This is a genomic window from Pseudomonas sp. NFX224 (genome assembly GCF_048565165.1).
GTDB lineage: Bacteria > Pseudomonadota > Gammaproteobacteria > Pseudomonadales > Pseudomonadaceae > Aquipseudomonas.
Window position 1 is genome coordinate 2,064,263 of record NZ_CP183416.1, and the last position, 17,197, is coordinate 2,081,459.

Below are 17,197 nucleotides of genomic sequence, written 5' to 3' on the forward strand. Positions count from 1 at the left end.
CGCCTTCAGAAGCGAAAGTGCGGCAAACGACCACATGCCGAAACTGATTACGATGTTGTGGCGAGGGAGCAAGCTCCCTCGCCACAAAAAACCCGCACGCGTTATCTGTATAGAAGTTGTAACTGTGCGAACCGGATCAATAACGCTAGAGTCTGATGGTTTCACGCAGGTCCGGACCAAACCCTGCGCAACACCTTAGGAGCTTTCATGCACACATTCCGCCGCAGCGCCGCCCTTCTCGCCCTGAGCGTTGGCACCGTCGCCAGCCTCCCGGCCCTGGCAGCCGACGAGCTTCATTACAACCAGATTTCCCTGCGCGCCGAAGTCAGCCAGGAAGTGGCTCGCGACCTGATGATCGTGACCCTCTACACCGAAGAGCAAAACACCGACCCGGCCAAACTTGCCGCCGACGTCAGCACCACCATGAACAAGGCACTGGCCCAGGCCAAGCAAGTCAAGGACATCACCCTGCGCCAGGGCAGTCGCAACAGCTACCCCATCTACGACGCCAAGGGCCAGAAGATCACGGGCTGGCGTGAACGCGCCGAGTTGCGCCTGGAAAGTACCGATTTCGCCGCACAGTCGAAGCTCACCGGCGAATTGCTCACCGACCTGAAGATGGGTGGCATGGACTTCGCCATCGCCACGCCTACCCGCAAGGCCAGTGAAGACACCCTGCTCAAGGAGGCCGTGAGCGCCTTCAAGGCCCGCGCGCAACTGGCGACCGACGCACTGGGTGGCAAGGGCTACAAAATCGTCAACCTTAACTTCAACAGCAACGGCTACCCGCAACCGTACATGCGTGCGCCGATGATGATGAAGGCCGCCAGCATGGACGGCGCCGCCCCGGTGACCCCGGAAGTGGAAGCCGGCACCAGCCAGGTCAGCATGACGGCCGACGGTTCGATTGAAGTGCTGATGCCTTGAATCGATAGCCCGCAGGCAAAAAAAGGCGATCACCCCCGGTGATCGCCTTTTTTTTCGCAAACTGCGTCTATGCTGAATCTGGAACCGGGCAGGGACACCGCCAAAAAACGACATCAGTTGCACTTGGTACAACTGGCAACCATCGACCAAAACGAGTGCAACAATAACCACTCCCATTTACCCCCTACTCACCCCCACAGTACGGGGTATAAATAGGTAACACCCCGCCCCACCCACGGGCAGGCCGGCGCCTCGTCGCACCATAAAAGTGCGCCATTTGCACGATAAAAACGTCGCGCAAACGGTCAAATGCGTCAAATTTTATACATATGCGACATTAAGGTACGTTCGTGCCACCGTTTAAGACCTGTAGTCGCTCAAGATCTTGCATTGGGTATGCCCCCTGCATAAGTATCCGCAGGCACGACTCACGAGGTCGTCCTCAAAATTAAAAAATGACAACAAATCATGAGGCCACCATGCTTAAACAAGCGGTCATTCCGTTTTTAGTCGGCGCTAGCTTGTTAGCCGCCGCACCGTTCGCCCAAGCTGCGACCAATCTGGTGTTCTGCTCCGAAGGGAGCCCGGCCGGTTTCGATCCAGGTCAATACACCACCGGAACCGACTTCGACGCCTCTGCAGAAACCATGTTCAACCGCCTGACTCAGTTCGAGCGCGGCGGCACCGCCGTTATTCCTGGCCTGGCGACCAGCTGGGACGTCTCCGATGACGGCCTGACGTACACCTTCCACCTGCGTGACGGTGTCAAGTTCCACACCACCCCGTACTTCAAGCCGACTCGTGATTTCAACGCCGACGACGTGCTGTTCACCTTTAATCGCATGATTAACAAGGATGACCCGTTCCGCAAAGCGTACCCGACCGAATTCCCGTACTTCACCGACATGGGGATGGATACCAACATCACCAAGATCGATAAAGTCGACGACAAGACCGTCAAGTTCACGTTGAAAGATGTTGATGCCGCGTTCATCCAGAACATGGCCATGAGCTTCGCCTCGATCCAGTCCGCCGAGTACGCTGCCCAGCTGCTCAAGGAAGGCAAGGCTGCCGACATCAACCAGAAACCTGTCGGCACTGGTCCGTTCGTGTTCAAGAGCTACCAGAAAGACTCCAACATCCGCTACACCGGGAACAAGGACTACTGGAAGCCTGACGACGTGAAGATCGACAACCTGATCTTCGCCATCACCACCGACCCCTCGGTTCGCATCCAGAAGCTGAAGAAGAACGAGTGCCAGGTCACCCTGTTCCCTCGTCCGGCAGACCTGAAGGCACTGCGTGAAGACAAGACCCTGAAGCTGCCTGACCAGGCTGGTTTCAACCTGGGTTACATCGCCTACAACGTGATGGACAAGGTCAAGGGTAGCAACGAGCCAAACCCGCTGGCGCAACTGAAAGTGCGTCAGGCAATGGACATGGCCGTCAACAAACAACAGATCATCGACTCCGTGTACCAGGGCGCCGGTCAACTCGCCGTCAACGCCATGCCACCGACCCAGTGGTCCTACGACACCACCATCAAGGATGCGCCGTACAACCCTGAAAAAGCCAAAGAGCTGCTCAAGGAAGCCGGCGTGAAGGAAGGCACCGAAATCGTTCTGTGGGCGATGCCGGTACAGCGTCCTTACAACCCGAACGCCAAGCTGATGGCAGAAATGCTGCAGTCCGACTGGTCCAAGATCGGCCTCAAGGTCAAGATCCAGAGCTACGAGTGGGGCGAGTACATCAAGCGCTCCAAAGGTGGCGAGAACCAGGCGATGCTGATTGGCTGGAGCGGTGACAATGGTGATCCCGATAACTGGCTGAACGTGCTGTTCGGCTGCGACTCGCTGGAAGGCAACAACTTCTCCAAGTGGTGCGACAAGAAGTTTGACGACATCGTCAAGCAAGCCAAGCGTACTTCGGACCAAGGCAAGCGCACCGAACTGTACAAGCAAGCCCAACACGTCCTCAAAGACGCTGTTCCAATGACACCTATCGCTCACTCGACGGTGTTCCAACCCATGCGCGCCAATGTGCAGGACTTCAAGATCAGCCCGTTTGGCTTGAACTCCTTCTACGGCGTCAGCGTCAGCAAATAAGATTGGGTGACGGCGACGTCTTGGACGTCGCCGTTACTTTATCGATCGAGAAAGCAGGAATTCGCCTACATCCAAATCGTCTGCTAACTACAGCAGTCCGTTAGGACGTGTCGTCTTTTCCTACGAGTCTATAAGGCTCTTCGCATGTACTGCCGGACCCACGGCTTATACCGTCGGGATCCGACCAACTCATGCGTGGGCTATCGGTTTTGCTGCACGTCATGGCTTGAAACCAATGAGGCCTCCACGTCCCCGAGCGGGACGAAGGCCCGTTGCAAAAACACTGAACAAGAGAGAGCGTCATGCGCCATACCTTGGTTTTTTCCGCTTTGCTGGGCACCGGTCTGTTGGCCGCCACCTCCATGAGCCAGGCCGCCAACAACAGCCTGGTGTTCTGCTCCGAAGGCAGCCCCGCTGGTTTCGATACGGCGCAGTACACGACCGCGACCGACAACGACGCCGCCGAGCCGCTGTACAACCGACTGGCTGAGTTTGAAAAAGGCGCGACCAATGTCGTACCGGGTCTGGCCACGAGTTGGGATATTTCCGAAGATGGCCTCAAGTACACCTTTCACCTGCGCCCAGGCGTGAAGTTTCATACAACCAAGTACTTCACACCGACCCGCGACTTCAATGCCGATGACGTGCTGTTCACGTTCAACCGCATGCTCGATCCGCAACAACCTTTCCGTAAGGCTTACCCGACCGAATTCCCGTATTTCAACGGCATGAGCCTGAACAAGAACATCGCCAAGGTCGAAAAGACCGGGCCGCTGACCGTGGTCATGACGCTCAACAGCGTGGACGCCGCGTTCATCCAGAACATCGCCATGAGCTTCGCCGCGATCCTCTCCGCCGAGTACGCCGACAAGCTGCTGGCCGAAGGCAAACCGAGCGACATCAACCAGAAGCCGATCGGCACCGGGCCGTTCGTGTTCAAGAGCTACCAGAAAGACTCGAACATCCGTTACACCGGCAACAAGCACTACTGGGACCCGAGCCGCGTGAAGCTCGACAACCTGATTTTCGCCATCAACACCGACGCCTCGGTGCGTGTGCAGAAACTCAAGGCCGACGAGTGCCAGATCACCCTGCACCCGCGCCCGGCCGATGTCACCGCGCTGAAGAACGACCCGAAGCTGCAACTGATCGAGAAGCCCGGTTTCAACCTCGGTTACATCGCCTACAACGTGCGCCACAAGCCGTTCGACCAGCTCGAAGTGCGCCAGGCGCTGGACATGGCGGTGAACAAGCAAGGCATCCTCAACGCCGTCTACCAGGGCGCGGGGCAACTGGCGGTCAACGCCATGCCGCCGACCCAGTGGTCCTACGACGAGACCATCAAGGACGCTGCCTACAACCCGGAAAAAGCCAGGGAACTGCTCAAGGCTGCCGGCGTGAAAGAAGGCACCGAAATCACCCTGTGGGCCATGCCCGTACAGCGCCCGTATAACCCGAACGCCAAGTTGATGGCCGAGATGCTCCAGGCTGACTGGGCGAAGATCGGTCTCAAGGTCAAGATCGTCAGCTACGAATGGGGCGAGTACATCAAGCGCACCAAGAACGGCGAGCACGACATCAGCCTGATTGGCTGGACCGGTGACAACGGTGACCCGGATAACTGGCTCGGCACGCTGTACAGCTGCGACGCCATTGGCGGCAACAACTACTCCATGTGGTGTGATCCGGCTTACGACAAGCTGATCAAGCAGGCCAAAGTCGTGACCGACCGCGACCAGCGCACCGTGCTCTACAAACAGGCGCAGCAGTACCTCAAACAGCAGGTGCCGATCACGCCGGTCGCCCACTCGACGGTCAACCAGCCGTTGAGCGCCAAAATCGAAGGGTTCAAAGTCAGCCCGTTCGGTCGCAACGTGTTCTCGGGTGTCAGCATCGAAAAATAAAACCGTGTAGCTAAAACGCTGGGGGCGCATTGCGCCCTCACGCAGGCGCTTTGCCGTAATTCGCCCATATGGCTGGCAGCAAACGTTTGCGATGCGTAAATGAGTTCCAAACCATAGCCGGATCACCCAAAAAAGACCGGCATAAAAAAAGAAAGTAAGGAGCTTTACCCATGAAACTGAGCAGCACCGCAATACTGGCCTTGGCCATCAGCAGCGTAACCGCCACGGCTTACGCTGAAACCCAGAGCCAGGCGTTCACCCCGGTTACCGTGAAAGAGAAAAGTGCACAAAGCGAAGCGACCGGTTTTGTTGAAGGCCAATCGATCACCGGCACCACTCGCAACTGGTACGCCAACGAGCAATTCAAGCGTGGCGCCAAGCTGCGCTACAGAGAAGACGGCGTGTTGAAAGAGACAGACCGTCGTATCAACTGGGTGCAAGGCACGATCATCAAGTACAACTCAGGCTTCACTGAAGGCACTGTCGGTTTCAGTACCGAAGTGGCAGCGTACAACGCCATCGCTCTGGATCGTGATCGCAAGGACCTGGCCTCTGCAAACGGCGGCGCCCCTATCCCGGGTGTTGGCGGTAAGGGCAACAACCGAACCCTGACCCGCAGTGGCGGCGATGCCGAAGATCAGTGGAGCAAAGTGGGCTTGGCCAACGTCAAGGCGCGCTTCTCCAACACAACACTGACCGCCGGGCGGATGAACTTCAGTAGCCCGATGGTCGACGTTATCGGTAACCGTCCATTGCCTTCGAGCTTCCAAGGTGTGGCGCTGCATAGCGAAGAACTGGAAAATCTCTCGCTCGACCTGGCCACCTTCGACCGCAACTCACCTCGTACAGAAGAAAGCCAACGTAAATTCCGCGCGGAATACGCCGACAACCTCGTCGAAATCGACCACGTGAACACCGCCGGTCTCACTTACCAGCCTTTCGCCAGCCTGACCACCAGCCTGTGGGGTACCCAGGCCGAAGACATGTGGAACCAGTACTACTTCGGCGCCAGCCACGTACTTGGCGACAGCTCGGTCCTGAGCCTGACTACCGGCCTGAACTACTACAAGACAGTCGACGAAGGCAAAAGCCTGCTGGGCGACATCGACAACGACACCTACTCGCTGTCGTTCGGCCTGACTCATCAGGCCCACACCCTGACTTTCTCGTACCAGGAAGTGAACGGTAACGAATACTTTGACTACCTGCACGAAACCAACGGTATCTACCTGGCTAACTCCTTGCTGTCGGACTTCAACGGCCCGAACGAGAAATCTTTCCAGATCGCCTACGGCCTGAATATGGCTGAGTACGGCGTACCGGGACTGAAATTCAACATCTACCAGGCTCGCGGCTGGGGCATCGACGGTACTCACTACAAAGGTGGCGAGTACTCCAGCGTGTTGTCGATGGACGGCGAACACCACTACGAATACGGCATCGGTGCTTCGTACGCCGTACAAAGCGGCCCGCTCAAGGCCACTACTCTGCGTGCGACCTACACCGCTCACCGCGCAAGCGAAAACCAGGCCGATGGCAGCCTTAACGAGTTCCGTCTCGTGACCACCATCCCGTTCAACATTCTGTAATGCATGTGCCGAACGGCGGATTCAGTGATGAATCAGCCGTTCGGTTTTTGTCCTTTAACCGATTGCAGAGGGTTCTTGATGAAAATGCTTCCCCTACGTGCGGCCATCGCGGCCGCCTTGCTGAGTGTCGCGGTAGGCGTATCGGCCAAACCGCTGGTGGTTTGCACCGAAGCCAGCCCTGAAGGCTTCGACATGGTCCAGTACACGACTGCAGTCACAGCCGACGCGGTGGCCGAAACCATCTTCAATCGTCTGGCAGACTTCAAGCCCGGCACCACGGACGTGATTCCGGCACTGGCCGAATCCTGGGACATCAGCGAAGACGGCCTGAGCTACACGTTCCACCTGCGTAAAGGCGTCAAGTTTCACACCACCGAATACTTCAAGCCGACCCGCGACCTGAATGCCGACGACGTGGTCTGGAGCTTCCAGCGCCAACTGGACCCAAATCATCCGTGGCACAAACTGTCGAGCGTGGGCTTCCCCTACTTTGAAAGCATGGGCTTCAAGGAACTGCTCAAGAGCGTCGAGAAAGTCGACGACAACACGGTCAAGTTCACCCTGACCCGTCGTGAAGCGCCGTTCCTGGCGGACATCGCCATGGCCTTCTCGTCGATCTACTCCGCCGAGTACGCCGATCAGTTGCTCAAGGCCAACAAGGCCGGCGACCTGAACAACAAACCGGTCGGCACGGGCCCGTTCGTCTTCCAGCGCTACAACAAGGACGCCCAGGTTCGCTTCAAGGCCAACCCGGACTACTTCCGTGGCAAGCCACCGGCCGAAGCGCTGATCCTGGCCATCGCCACCGACAACAACGTGCGCCTGCAGAAACTCAAGGCCGACGAGTGCCAGGTCGCGCTGTATCCGAAACCGGATGACATCCCGAGCATCAAGAAAGACGACAAGCTGAAAGTCGATGAACTGAATGCGATGACCGTCTCGTACATCGCCATGAACACCACGCACAAGTACATGAGCGACGTGCGGGTGCGCAAAGCCATCAACATCGCCTTCGACAAGGACGCCTACGTCAACGCCTTGTTCGGCAAGGGCAATGCTACAGCCGCGGTCAACCCGTTCCCGGACACCCTGCTGGGCTACAACCACAACCTGAAGAACCCGGCCCGTGATCTGGATAGGGCACGTGCCCTGCTCAAGGAAGCTGGTGTACCGGAAGGCACCACCTTCACCCTGTTCACCCGCAACGGTGGCGGCCCGACCAACCCGAACCCGATGCTTGGCGCGCAGATGATGCAAGCCGACCTGGCCAAGGTCGGGATCAAGATCGACATTCGCGTGATGGAATGGGGAGAAATGCTCAAACGCGCGAAAAACGGCGAACACGACATGGTTTCCGCCGGATGGGCGGGTGATAACGGCGACCCGGATAACTTCCTGACGCCTATGCTCAGTTGCGAAGCCGCCAAGAACGGCGAAAACTATGCACGCTGGTGCAATGACAAATTCCAGGCCCTGATCGATCAGGCCCGCGAAAAAACCGACCCGGCCGAGCGTGCTGCACTGTACGAACAGGCCCAGGTTATTTTTAACCAGGACCAGCCATGGATCAGCATGGCGCACACTAGAATGTTCACCGCAATGCGCAACAACGTAGAGGGTTATCACATTAGCCCCCTCACCACGAATAACTTCGCCACCACCCAGGTGAAGTAAATAAGAAAACTCCCGGCATGCCTGACCCAGGCATGCCGGGCACGCCTAACCGGCTGATGAGGTACACCACACGATGTTTAGTTTTATTGCCCGCCGACTGGGGTTACTGATCCCCACGTTCTTCGGCATCACCTTGCTGACTTTCGCGTTGATTCGCATGATCCCTGGCGACCCCGTGGAAGTCATGATGGGAGAACGTAGGGTCGATCCCGAAATGCACGCTCAGGCAATGGAACGCCTAGGTCTGAACAAACCGCTGTATGCCCAGTACCTCGATTACATCGGCAAACTGGCCCACGGCGATCTCGGGGAATCCCTGCGTACCCGTGAAAGTGTCTGGACCGAGTTCACCTCCCTCTTCCCCGCGACCCTGGAACTGTCCATGGCCGCGCTGCTGTTCGCCGGCATCCTGGGCCTTCTGGCCGGGGTGATCGCGGCACTCAAGCGAGGATCCCTGTTCGACCACGGGGTGATGGGCGTCTCCCTGGCGGGATACTCGATGCCGATCTTCTGGTGGGGCCTGATCCTGATCATGTTCTTCTCGGTGTCCCTGGGCTGGACCCCGGTGTCCGGGCGGATCGACCTGCTCTACGACATCGAGCCACGCACCGGCTTCATGCTGATCGATACGCTGCTGGCCGATGACGTCGGCGCGTTCCTGGATGCCCTGCATCACCTGATCCTGCCGGCCATCGTGCTGGGTACCATCCCGCTGGCGGTGATCGCGCGGATGACCCGTTCGTCGATGCTCGAAGTGCTGCGTGAAGACTACATCCGTACCGCCCGCGCCAAAGGCCTGTCGCCGTCGCGCGTGGTGTTCGTGCACGGTCTGCGTAACGCGCTGATTCCGGTACTGACGGTGGTCGGCCTGCAAGTCGGTACCCTGCTGGCCGGTGCGGTCCTGACCGAAACCATCTTCTCGTGGCCTGGCATCGGCAAATGGCTGATCGAAGCCATCGGCGCCCGGGACTACCCAGTCGTACAAAACGGCATCCTGTTAATCGCCTGCCTGGTGATTCTGGTCAACTTCGTAGTGGACATCCTCTACGGCTTTGCCAACCCACGCATCCGTCATCAGCGCTGAGGTCAATACCCATGAGCACTCCAACATCCTCAGTAGCCACCGCCGCGTCCGCCGTGGATCAAAGCCTGCTGTACCCGTCGCCGTACAAAGAATTCTGGCAAGCGTTCTCCAAGAACAAAGGTGCCGTTGCCGGCCTGATGTTCATGCTGCTGGTGATTTTCTGCGCCATCTTCGCCCCGTGGGTTGCCCCCCATGACCCGAGCGAGCAGTACCGTGACTTCCTGCTGACCCCGCCAGCCTGGTTGGAAGGTGGGCAGATTCAGTTCCTGCTCGGCACCGATGAACTGGGTCGCGACCTGCTGTCGCGCCTGATCCAGGGTTCGCGCCTGTCGTTGCTGATCGGCTTGTCGTCGGTAGTGATGTCGCTGATCCCGGGGATCCTGCTGGGTCTGTTCGCCGGCTTCTTCCCGAAAGCGGTCGGCCCGACCATCATGCGCCTGATGGACATCATGCTGGCCCTGCCGTCCCTGCTGCTGGCCGTGGCGATCGTCGCCATCCTCGGCCCTGGCCTGATCAACACCGTGATCGCCATCGCCGTGGTGTCCCTGCCGTCCTACGTTCGTCTGACCCGCGCCGCAGTGATGGGCGAACTGAACCGCGACTACGTGACCGCCGCGCGCCTGGCCGGTGCCGGTCTGCCACGCTTGATGTTCGTGACTGTGCTGCCTAACTGCATGGCACCACTGATCGTTCAGGCAACACTGAGCTTCTCCTCGGCAATTCTCGATGCCGCCGCATTGGGCTTCCTCGGCCTTGGCGTACAACCGCCAACCCCTGAGTGGGGCACCATGCTGGCTTCGGCCCGCGACTACATCGAACGCGCCTGGTGGGTCGTGAGCCTGCCTGGTTTGACCATTTTGCTCAGCGTGCTGGCAATCAACTTGATGGGTGACGGCCTGCGCGACGCGCTGGACCCGAAACTCAAGAACGCCGCCTGAGGAGATTCCAAATGTCACTGTTAGAAATCAAGAATCTCAACGTTCGTTTCGGCGACAAGAACGCTACGCCCGTGGTCGATGGCCTCGACCTGAAAGTAGACAAAGGCGAAGTGCTGGCCATCGTTGGCGAGTCGGGTTCGGGTAAATCCGTGACCATGATGGCGCTGATGGGCCTGATCGAGCATCCCGGCATCGTTACCGCTGACTCGCTCAGCTTCGACGGCAAGGACATGCTCAAGCTGAGCAATCGTCAGCGTCGGCAAATCGTCGGCAAAGACCTGTCGATGGTCTTCCAGGACCCGATGACCGCACTGAACCCGAGCTACACCGTCGGTTTCCAGATCGAAGAAGTGCTGCGCCTGCACCTGAAAATGTCCGGCAAGGCAGCGCGCAAGCGTGCTATCGAACTGCTGGAAAAAGTTGAAATCCCGGGCGCGGCCAGCCGTATGGACGCTTACCCACATCAACTGTCCGGCGGCATGAGCCAGCGCGTTGCGATCGCCATGGCCATTGCCGGCGAACCGAAACTGCTGATCGCCGACGAACCGACCACAGCCCTCGACGTCACCATCCAGGCGCAGATCATGGACCTGCTGCTGGCGTTGCAAAAAGAGCAGAACATGGGCCTGGTGCTGATCACTCACGACCTCGCGGTCGTGGCCGAAACCGCTCAGCGCGTGTGCGTGATGTATGCCGGTCAAGCTGTTGAAGTCGGTCAGGTGCCACAACTGTTCGACATCCCGGCGCACCCGTACAGCGAAGCGCTGCTCAAGGCGATTCCGGAACACAGCCTGGGCGCCGAACGTCTGTCGACCCTGCCGGGCATCGTGCCCGGTCGCTACGACCGTCCACAAGGTTGCCTGCTGTCGCCGCGCTGCCCGTACGTGCAGGACAACTGCCGCTCGCAGCGTCCGGCCCTTGACCCGAAAAGCAACAGCCTCGCCCGCTGCTTCTACCCGCTGAACCAGGAGGTGGCGTAATGGCCGTCGTACTTACCGCCCGCGACCTGACCCGTCACTACGAAGTGTCCCGTGGCATGTTCAAGGGTCACGCCACCGTCCGCGCCCTCAACGGTGTGTCGTTCGAACTGGAAGCCGGCAAGACCCTCGCCGTTGTGGGCGAGTCGGGCTGCGGCAAATCCACCCTGGCCCGCGCCCTGACCCTGATTGAAGAGCCGTCCTCGGGCTCCTTGAAAATCGCCGGCCAGGAAGTGGCCGGCGCCGACAAGGCCCAGCGCAAGCAACTGCGCAAAGACGTGCAGATGGTGTTCCAGAGCCCGTACGCGTCGTTGAACCCACGGCAGAAAATCGGTGATCAACTGGCCGAACCGCTGCTGATCAACACCAATCTTTCGGCCACTGAGCGTCGCGAGAAAGTCCAGGCGATGATGAAGCAGGTGGGCTTGCGTCCAGAGCACTACCAGCGTTATCCGCACATGTTCTCCGGCGGTCAGCGCCAGCGGATCGCCCTGGCCCGCGCCATGATGCTGCAACCGAAAGTGCTGGTGGCGGACGAACCGACCTCCGCGCTGGACGTGTCGATTCAGGCTCAGGTGCTCAACCTGTTCATGGATTTGCAGCAAGAGTTCAACACCGCCTATGTGTTCATCTCGCACAACCTGGCGGTGGTGCGCCACGTTGCCGACCATGTGATGGTGATGTACCTCGGTCGTCCAGTGGAAATGGGCCCGAAAGAGGACATTTACTCCCGTCCTCTACACCCCTACACCCAGGCGCTGCTGTCGGCGACACCGGCCATCCACCCGGATCCGGACAAGCCGAAAATCAAGATCGTCGGCGAATTGCCCAACCCGTTGAACCCGCCGTCCGGCTGCGCCTTCCACAAGCGCTGCCCGTACGCCACCGAGCGTTGCAGCACGGAAGAGCCGGCCCTGCGCCTGCTCGACACTCGCCAGGTGGCTTGCCACTACGCCGAGCAATTCCTCGACGGCGCGGCATAAAAAATGTGGGAGCGGGCTTGCTCGCGAAAGCGATCTGTCAGTCGACATTGATGTTGACTGGAATGACGCCATCGCGAGCAAGCCCGCTCCCACAGGGATTGAGTTGCTCAAATTCTTGATGCATTGACTAAACCCCTTCCGCCTCGATTGCGCATCACTCAGGTAGAAGGGGTTTTCTTTTCTCTGCAATGGTGCGCCTACGTCTGGCTGTCGCCCTCTTCCTCATCGGAGTCCGGCTCGTCAGTGGTCGAGTCATCGCCGTTGTCAGCACCACCCTGCCCCTGATCTCCCGGTTCCGATTCGGACTTGGCGAGCATCAACCCCGCATAACCCGCCTGCCCGCTCGAAGCCTGTTCCCCATGATCGATACACTCGGCCCACGCCATCGAAGTGCCGAGCGAGAGCATCACCATCACCTTCAACAGCAGTAAAACGCGAAACAACCTGTTCATAGCCGATTCCTTCCTTTCGTAGAGTGCCTGTCTGGCGCTGAGTCAAATCTAGTTCCGATCAGCCGGGTTCTCCAGATTGGACGCTGTCGAGCAGGGGAAAATGCATTGGGTTGGGAGATTGGTTTGGAATAGGGGGTATTCACAATTCAACTAACACCGAAGCACCCTGTAGGAGCAGCCTGCTCGCGATGGATGCTAACGATGACGCGCTCTGTCTGGATAAACGTAGCGCGGCTGGAATCATCGCGAGCAGGCTCGCTCCTACAGGGAATTGCGCCAGGATCGAGTAGGAGGCGGGGTTGCCCCCGCCGTCCTCTCACACCACCGTACATACGGTTCCGTATACGGCGGTTCCTGCCTACTGACATACAACGTCAGCGAGCTTGGTTCCGTTGATGTGTCGCCTGTGGTATCTAAGCGCCCAGACCGGCCCTCGGAGCTTCCGGCTCCTACCTCCTGATGGTCTCGACCCCCGCTATGCGGTGTTTCTGCTTTACGCTCCAACAGAGATCACACCCGACTATCCACTCATGGCAGGTTCAGCCCTTCGTTACTCCGGTGTCGAGCAACTACTACGGCCTCTGCTGACTTCTGTCGCCCATCCCGTCATCTCGCGACGCCGGTAGCACATGGCAGGCTATACAGATCTCCCAGGGTAATTCGCGCGACCTTCCTGCTTATGCCTGTCGGATCTACGTCACAGCGTTCCGTGCAAGTATTGGGCTTTGAAGATATTGGCCTTCTTACCCCGCTGCACCGCCTAATCCGCTTCCTGTTCGTCAGGCCAGCATTTTGCCTCGGGCTTCCTTCAGATTCGCAGTCACCCGCGACACCCTTGCCTCTGGCTAACACTTCCCCTTGCCGGGTGTGTAGAGGACTTTCATCTCCAAGTCACCAGCGTGGCCACCACAGCCAAGCTGGTTGCGCTTACGCGCAACGCGCCATGCCTGGCGCACAAACAAAAAACCCCGAGGCATTCGCATCGGGGTTTTCGGTGTAGCCACTCAGCGCTTAATGATGCTCACGCGTCGCACGGAATTTCACGTCCGGCCAGCGCTCTTCCATCAGTGCCAGGTTGACCCGCGTAGGCGCGAGGTAGGTCAGGTGACCGCCGCCGTCCAGTGCCAGGTTTTCCACAGCCTTGTTGGAGAATTCCTCAAGCTTCTTCTTGTCGCTGCATTCGATCCAGCGTGCCGAGTAAACAGTGATCGGCTCGTAGGAGCACTCGACCTTGTATTCCTCTTTCAAACGGCTGGCGACCACGTCGAACTGCAGCACACCGACGGCGCCGAGAATGATGTCGTTGCTGCGCTCCGGGAAGAACACCTGGGTGGCGCCTTCTTCGGCCAGTTGCTGCAGGCCCTGACGCAGTTGCTTGGATTTCAGCGGGTCACGCAGACGTACGCGACGGAACAGTTCCGGGGCGAAGTGCGGGATGCCGGTGAAGCCCAGGACTTCGCCTTCGCTGAAGGTGTCGCCGATCTGGATAGTGCCGTGGTTGTGCAGGCCGATGATGTCACCCGCGTACGCCTCTTCCAGTTGCTCACGCTCGGAGGAGAAGAAGGTCAGCGCGTCGCCGATCCGCACGTCCTTGCCGGTGCGCACGTGGCGCATCTTCATGCCTTTTTCGTACTTGCCGGAGCAGATACGCATGAAGGCGATGCGGTCGCGGTGTTTGGGGTCCATGTTCGCCTGGATCTTGAAGATGAAGCCCGAGAACTTCTCTTCCACTGGTTCCACGGTGCGCTCGTTGGCCACACGCGCCAATGGGCGCGGCGCCCAATCGACGACGGCGTCGAGCACGTGGTCGACACCAAAGTTGCCCAATGCGGTACCGAAGAACACCGGGGTCAGTTGACCGTCGAGGAACTCCTGCTGGTTGAACTCATGGCAGGCACCCTGCACCAGTTCCAGCTGTTCGATAAAACGCTCGTACTCGTCGCCCAGATGCGCGCGGGCCTCATCAGAGTCGAGCTTCTCGATGATCTTGGTTTCGGTGCGTTCGTGACCGTGACCGGCGGTGTAGACGATGATGTAGTCGTCGGCGAGGTGATAAACACCCTTGAAGTCACGGTAGCAACCGATCGGCCAGGTGATCGGCGCCGCCTTGATTTTCAGGACCGCTTCGATTTCGTCGAGCAGTTCGATCGGATCGCGGATGTCACGGTCGAGTTTGTTGATGAAGCTGACGATCGGCGTGTCACGCAGACGGCAGACGTCCATCAGGGCAATGGTCCGTGGCTCAACACCTTTACCGCCGTCGAGGACCATCAATGCCGAGTCCACCGCCGTCAGGGTGCGGTAGGTATCTTCGGAGAAGTCTTCGTGGCCCGGGGTATCGAGCAGGTTGATCATGTGCTCGCGATACGGGAACTGCATGACCGACGTGGTAATGGAAATACCACGCTGCTTTTCCATTTCCATCCAGTCGGACGTGGCATGGCGATCGGACTTACGAGATTTCACCGTACCGGCAACCGCAATCGCCTTGCCCATCAGCAAGAGCTTCTCGGTGATGGTGGTCTTACCGGCATCGGGGTGAGAAATAATGGCGAAAGTGCGGCGTTTCGCGACTTCGGCGGCCTGTTTGGTCATGGGAAATCGCCTGGCAGGTGATTCAAAAAAAGGGCGCAGATTATAGCCCAACTTGAGTCAATAACCGAACCGTTGAGCACATTAGGGGTGGCCAAATGCTGCTTCAGATGGGAACCTTTTAAAGCACGGAGACGTCCACTCCCCCGTAACGACCACTCGTCGGGGGCCTGAAACACCTGCAAATCGGCCTGACGAGGCTGTGCTCATGGCTCGATTTCATGCCGTTTTACCGGCATTGATAGAGCTGCTTCTCGCGAACGTTTTACCCGGCAGCCAGGCATGGCATGCCACACGGGACTGCGTTCGCCGACTGAAAAAAGGAGTCCGCCTGTGGCTATCCACTATGGCAAAGGGCTGATAGGAGGCGCGCTGGTATTCGCCCTTCTGGCCCTGCTGATCCACTGGATCGGCATCAACACGATCGAACACTACCGCGACGATTTGTTGTTTTACCTGCAAGCTCATCTGGTTCTCGTCCTCGCTTCCATGCTGGCCGCCCTTGTCGTGGGCATTCCCGCCGGCATCCTCCTCAGCCGCCCGAGCATGATCGGCCGCGCTGAGCGCTTCATGCAGTTCTTCAATATCGGCAACACCGTTCCGCCTCTCGCCGTTCTGGCCATCGCCCTCGGCATTCTCGGCATTGGCAGCGGTCCGGCCATTTTCGCCCTGTTCCTCGCCTCGCTACTGCCCATCGTGCGCAACACTTACGAAGGCCTGAAAAACGTTCAGGGTTCGCTCAAGGAAGCCGCCGTCGGCATCGGCATGACCCCGCGCCAGGTGCTGTGGAAAGTCGAGTTGCCCAACGCCGTGCCGATCATCATCGGTGGCGTGCGCGTGGCGCTGGCGATCAACGTCGGGACGGCGCCGCTGGCATTCCTGATCGGCGCCAACAGCCTGGGTAGCCTGATTTTCCCCGGCATTGCCCTGAACAATCAGCCGCAACTGCTGCTCGGCGCCGCGTGTACCGCGCTGCTGGCCTTGTTGCTCGATGGCCTGGTGACACTCGCCAGCCGTCTCTGGCTCGAACGCGGCTTGCGCCCGTCTTAAGCCTCGGCAAAGGAATCGTCATGAAAACATCAAGCTTTTTACTAAGCTGCATTCTGCTGTGTGCAGGATTTGCCCAAGCCGCTGAAAAACCGTTGATCCGCATCGGCGCCCGCGTGTTCACCGAGCAAACCCTGCTGGCTGAAATCACCTCGCAGTATCTGCGCACCAAGGGTTACGAGGTGCAAGTGACCGGCGGACTGGGCAGCAATCTGGCACGCAGCGCCCAGGAAAGTGGCCAGCTGGACATGCTCTGGGAATACACCGGCGTATCGCTGGTGGCCTACAACCATGTCCCCGAAAAACTCGACAGCGAACAGTCCTACGCCCGTGTGAAAGAACTCGATGGCAAAAAAGGACTGGTCTGGCTGGCGCCATCGAAATTCAGCAACACTTACGCCCTCGCCCTGCCGAAAAACGTCGCCGACCAATACCCGCAGATCAACACCATCAGCGAACTGAACACGGTGCTGCGCAACGAAGCCGAGACCAACAACCTGGTGGCGCTGGACACCGAATTCGCCAACCGCTCCGATGGGCTCGACGGCATGGTGCAGCTGTACGACATGAACCTGAGCCGCAAAAACATCCGGCAGATGGACGCAGGTCTGGTCTACACCGCGCTGCGTAACGGCCAGGTGTTTGCCGGTCTGGTCTACACCACCGACGGTCGCCTCAACGCCTTCAAGCTGAAACTGCTGGAAGACGACAAGCATTACTTCCCCGACTACACCGCCGCACCCGTGGTGCGTCAGGCCTACCTCGACGCGCATCCGCAACTGGCCGAACAGCTCAAGCCGCTGGCCGAACTGTTCGACGACAACACCATGCGCGAGCTGAATGCGCGGGTCGATGTCGATCACCAAAGTCCCTCAGCCGTTGCCGCCGATTTCCTGCGCCAGCACCCGATCAATTAAGGAGGAAA

General features: G+C 58.8%; 13 protein-coding genes. 11 read left to right on the forward strand and 2 right to left on the reverse strand.

Features of this window, described 5'->3' with window-relative positions:
- Nucleotides 1-207: 207 nt before the first annotated feature.
- The 9 genes from ACNYC6_RS09365 (at nt 208) to ACNYC6_RS09405 (ending at nt 12,181) form a co-directional block, all read left to right on the forward strand.
- Nucleotides 208-927: an SIMPL domain-containing protein gene (locus tag ACNYC6_RS09365; protein ID WP_419712057.1), complete on the forward strand. Its 720-nt coding sequence runs from the start codon at nt 208-210 to the stop codon at nt 925-927.
- A gap of 479 nt (nt 928-1,406) precedes the next feature.
- Nucleotides 1,407-3,032, forward strand: coding sequence for an ABC transporter substrate-binding protein (locus tag ACNYC6_RS09370; RefSeq protein WP_419712058.1), 1,626 nt, complete (start codon nt 1,407-1,409; stop codon nt 3,030-3,032).
- 302 nt (nt 3,033-3,334) lie between these two features.
- Nucleotides 3,335-4,936, forward strand: coding sequence for an ABC transporter substrate-binding protein (locus ACNYC6_RS09375; protein ID WP_419712059.1), 1,602 nt, complete (start codon nt 3,335-3,337; stop codon nt 4,934-4,936).
- A gap of 170 nt (nt 4,937-5,106) precedes the next feature.
- Nucleotides 5,107-6,525: an OprD family porin gene (locus ACNYC6_RS09380; RefSeq protein WP_419712060.1), complete on the forward strand. Its 1,419-nt coding sequence runs from the start codon at nt 5,107-5,109 to the stop codon at nt 6,523-6,525.
- Between the two features lie 78 nt (nt 6,526-6,603).
- Nucleotides 6,604-8,199 carry an ABC transporter substrate-binding protein gene (locus tag ACNYC6_RS09385; RefSeq protein ID WP_419712061.1) on the forward strand — a complete coding sequence of 532 codons (1,596 nt, stop codon included), beginning with the start codon at nt 6,604-6,606 and terminating at the stop codon, nt 8,197-8,199.
- A 73-nt stretch (nt 8,200-8,272) separates the two neighbouring features.
- Complete coding sequence (locus ACNYC6_RS09390) at nt 8,273-9,283, forward strand: ABC transporter permease subunit (RefSeq protein ID WP_419712062.1); 1,011 nt, start codon at nt 8,273-8,275, stop codon at nt 9,281-9,283.
- Between the two features lie 11 nt (nt 9,284-9,294).
- Nucleotides 9,295-10,221: an ABC transporter permease subunit gene (locus ACNYC6_RS09395; protein ID WP_150703598.1), complete on the forward strand. Its 927-nt coding sequence runs from the start codon at nt 9,295-9,297 to the stop codon at nt 10,219-10,221.
- Between the two features lie 11 nt (nt 10,222-10,232).
- A complete protein-coding gene (locus tag ACNYC6_RS09400; protein WP_419712063.1) occupies nt 10,233-11,201 on the forward strand; it encodes an ABC transporter ATP-binding protein in 969 nt (322 codons plus the stop codon).
- Nucleotides 11,201-12,181, forward strand: coding sequence for a peptide ABC transporter ATP-binding protein (locus ACNYC6_RS09405; protein WP_419712064.1), 981 nt, complete (start codon nt 11,201-11,203; stop codon nt 12,179-12,181). The genes ACNYC6_RS09400 and ACNYC6_RS09405 overlap by 1 nt, the downstream gene beginning before the upstream one ends.
- Before the next feature lie 197 nt (nt 12,182-12,378).
- On the opposite strand, the gene ACNYC6_RS09410 is transcribed toward ACNYC6_RS09405, so the two are convergent.
- Nucleotides 12,379-12,633 carry a hypothetical protein gene (locus ACNYC6_RS09410; RefSeq protein WP_419712065.1) on the reverse strand — a complete coding sequence of 85 codons (255 nt, stop codon included), beginning with the start codon at nt 12,631-12,633 and terminating at the stop codon, nt 12,379-12,381.
- 1,011 nt (nt 12,634-13,644) lie between these two features.
- On the reverse strand, nt 13,645-15,228 hold the full coding sequence (locus tag ACNYC6_RS09415; RefSeq protein ID WP_419712066.1) for a peptide chain release factor 3: 1,584 nt from the start codon (nt 15,226-15,228) through the stop codon (nt 13,645-13,647).
- A gap of 330 nt (nt 15,229-15,558) precedes the next feature.
- Between ACNYC6_RS09415 and ACNYC6_RS09420 the strand changes: the two genes are divergently transcribed.
- Both ACNYC6_RS09420 and ACNYC6_RS09425 read left to right on the forward strand, forming a co-directional pair.
- Nucleotides 15,559-16,275 (forward strand): ABC transporter permease, encoded by a 717-nt coding sequence (locus ACNYC6_RS09420; protein ID WP_419712067.1) that lies wholly within the window; start codon nt 15,559-15,561, stop codon nt 16,273-16,275.
- 20 nt (nt 16,276-16,295) lie between these two features.
- Nucleotides 16,296-17,189 carry a glycine betaine ABC transporter substrate-binding protein gene (locus tag ACNYC6_RS09425; RefSeq protein ID WP_419712068.1) on the forward strand — a complete coding sequence of 298 codons (894 nt, stop codon included), beginning with the start codon at nt 16,296-16,298 and terminating at the stop codon, nt 17,187-17,189.
- Nucleotides 17,190-17,197: the final 8 nt, after the last annotated feature.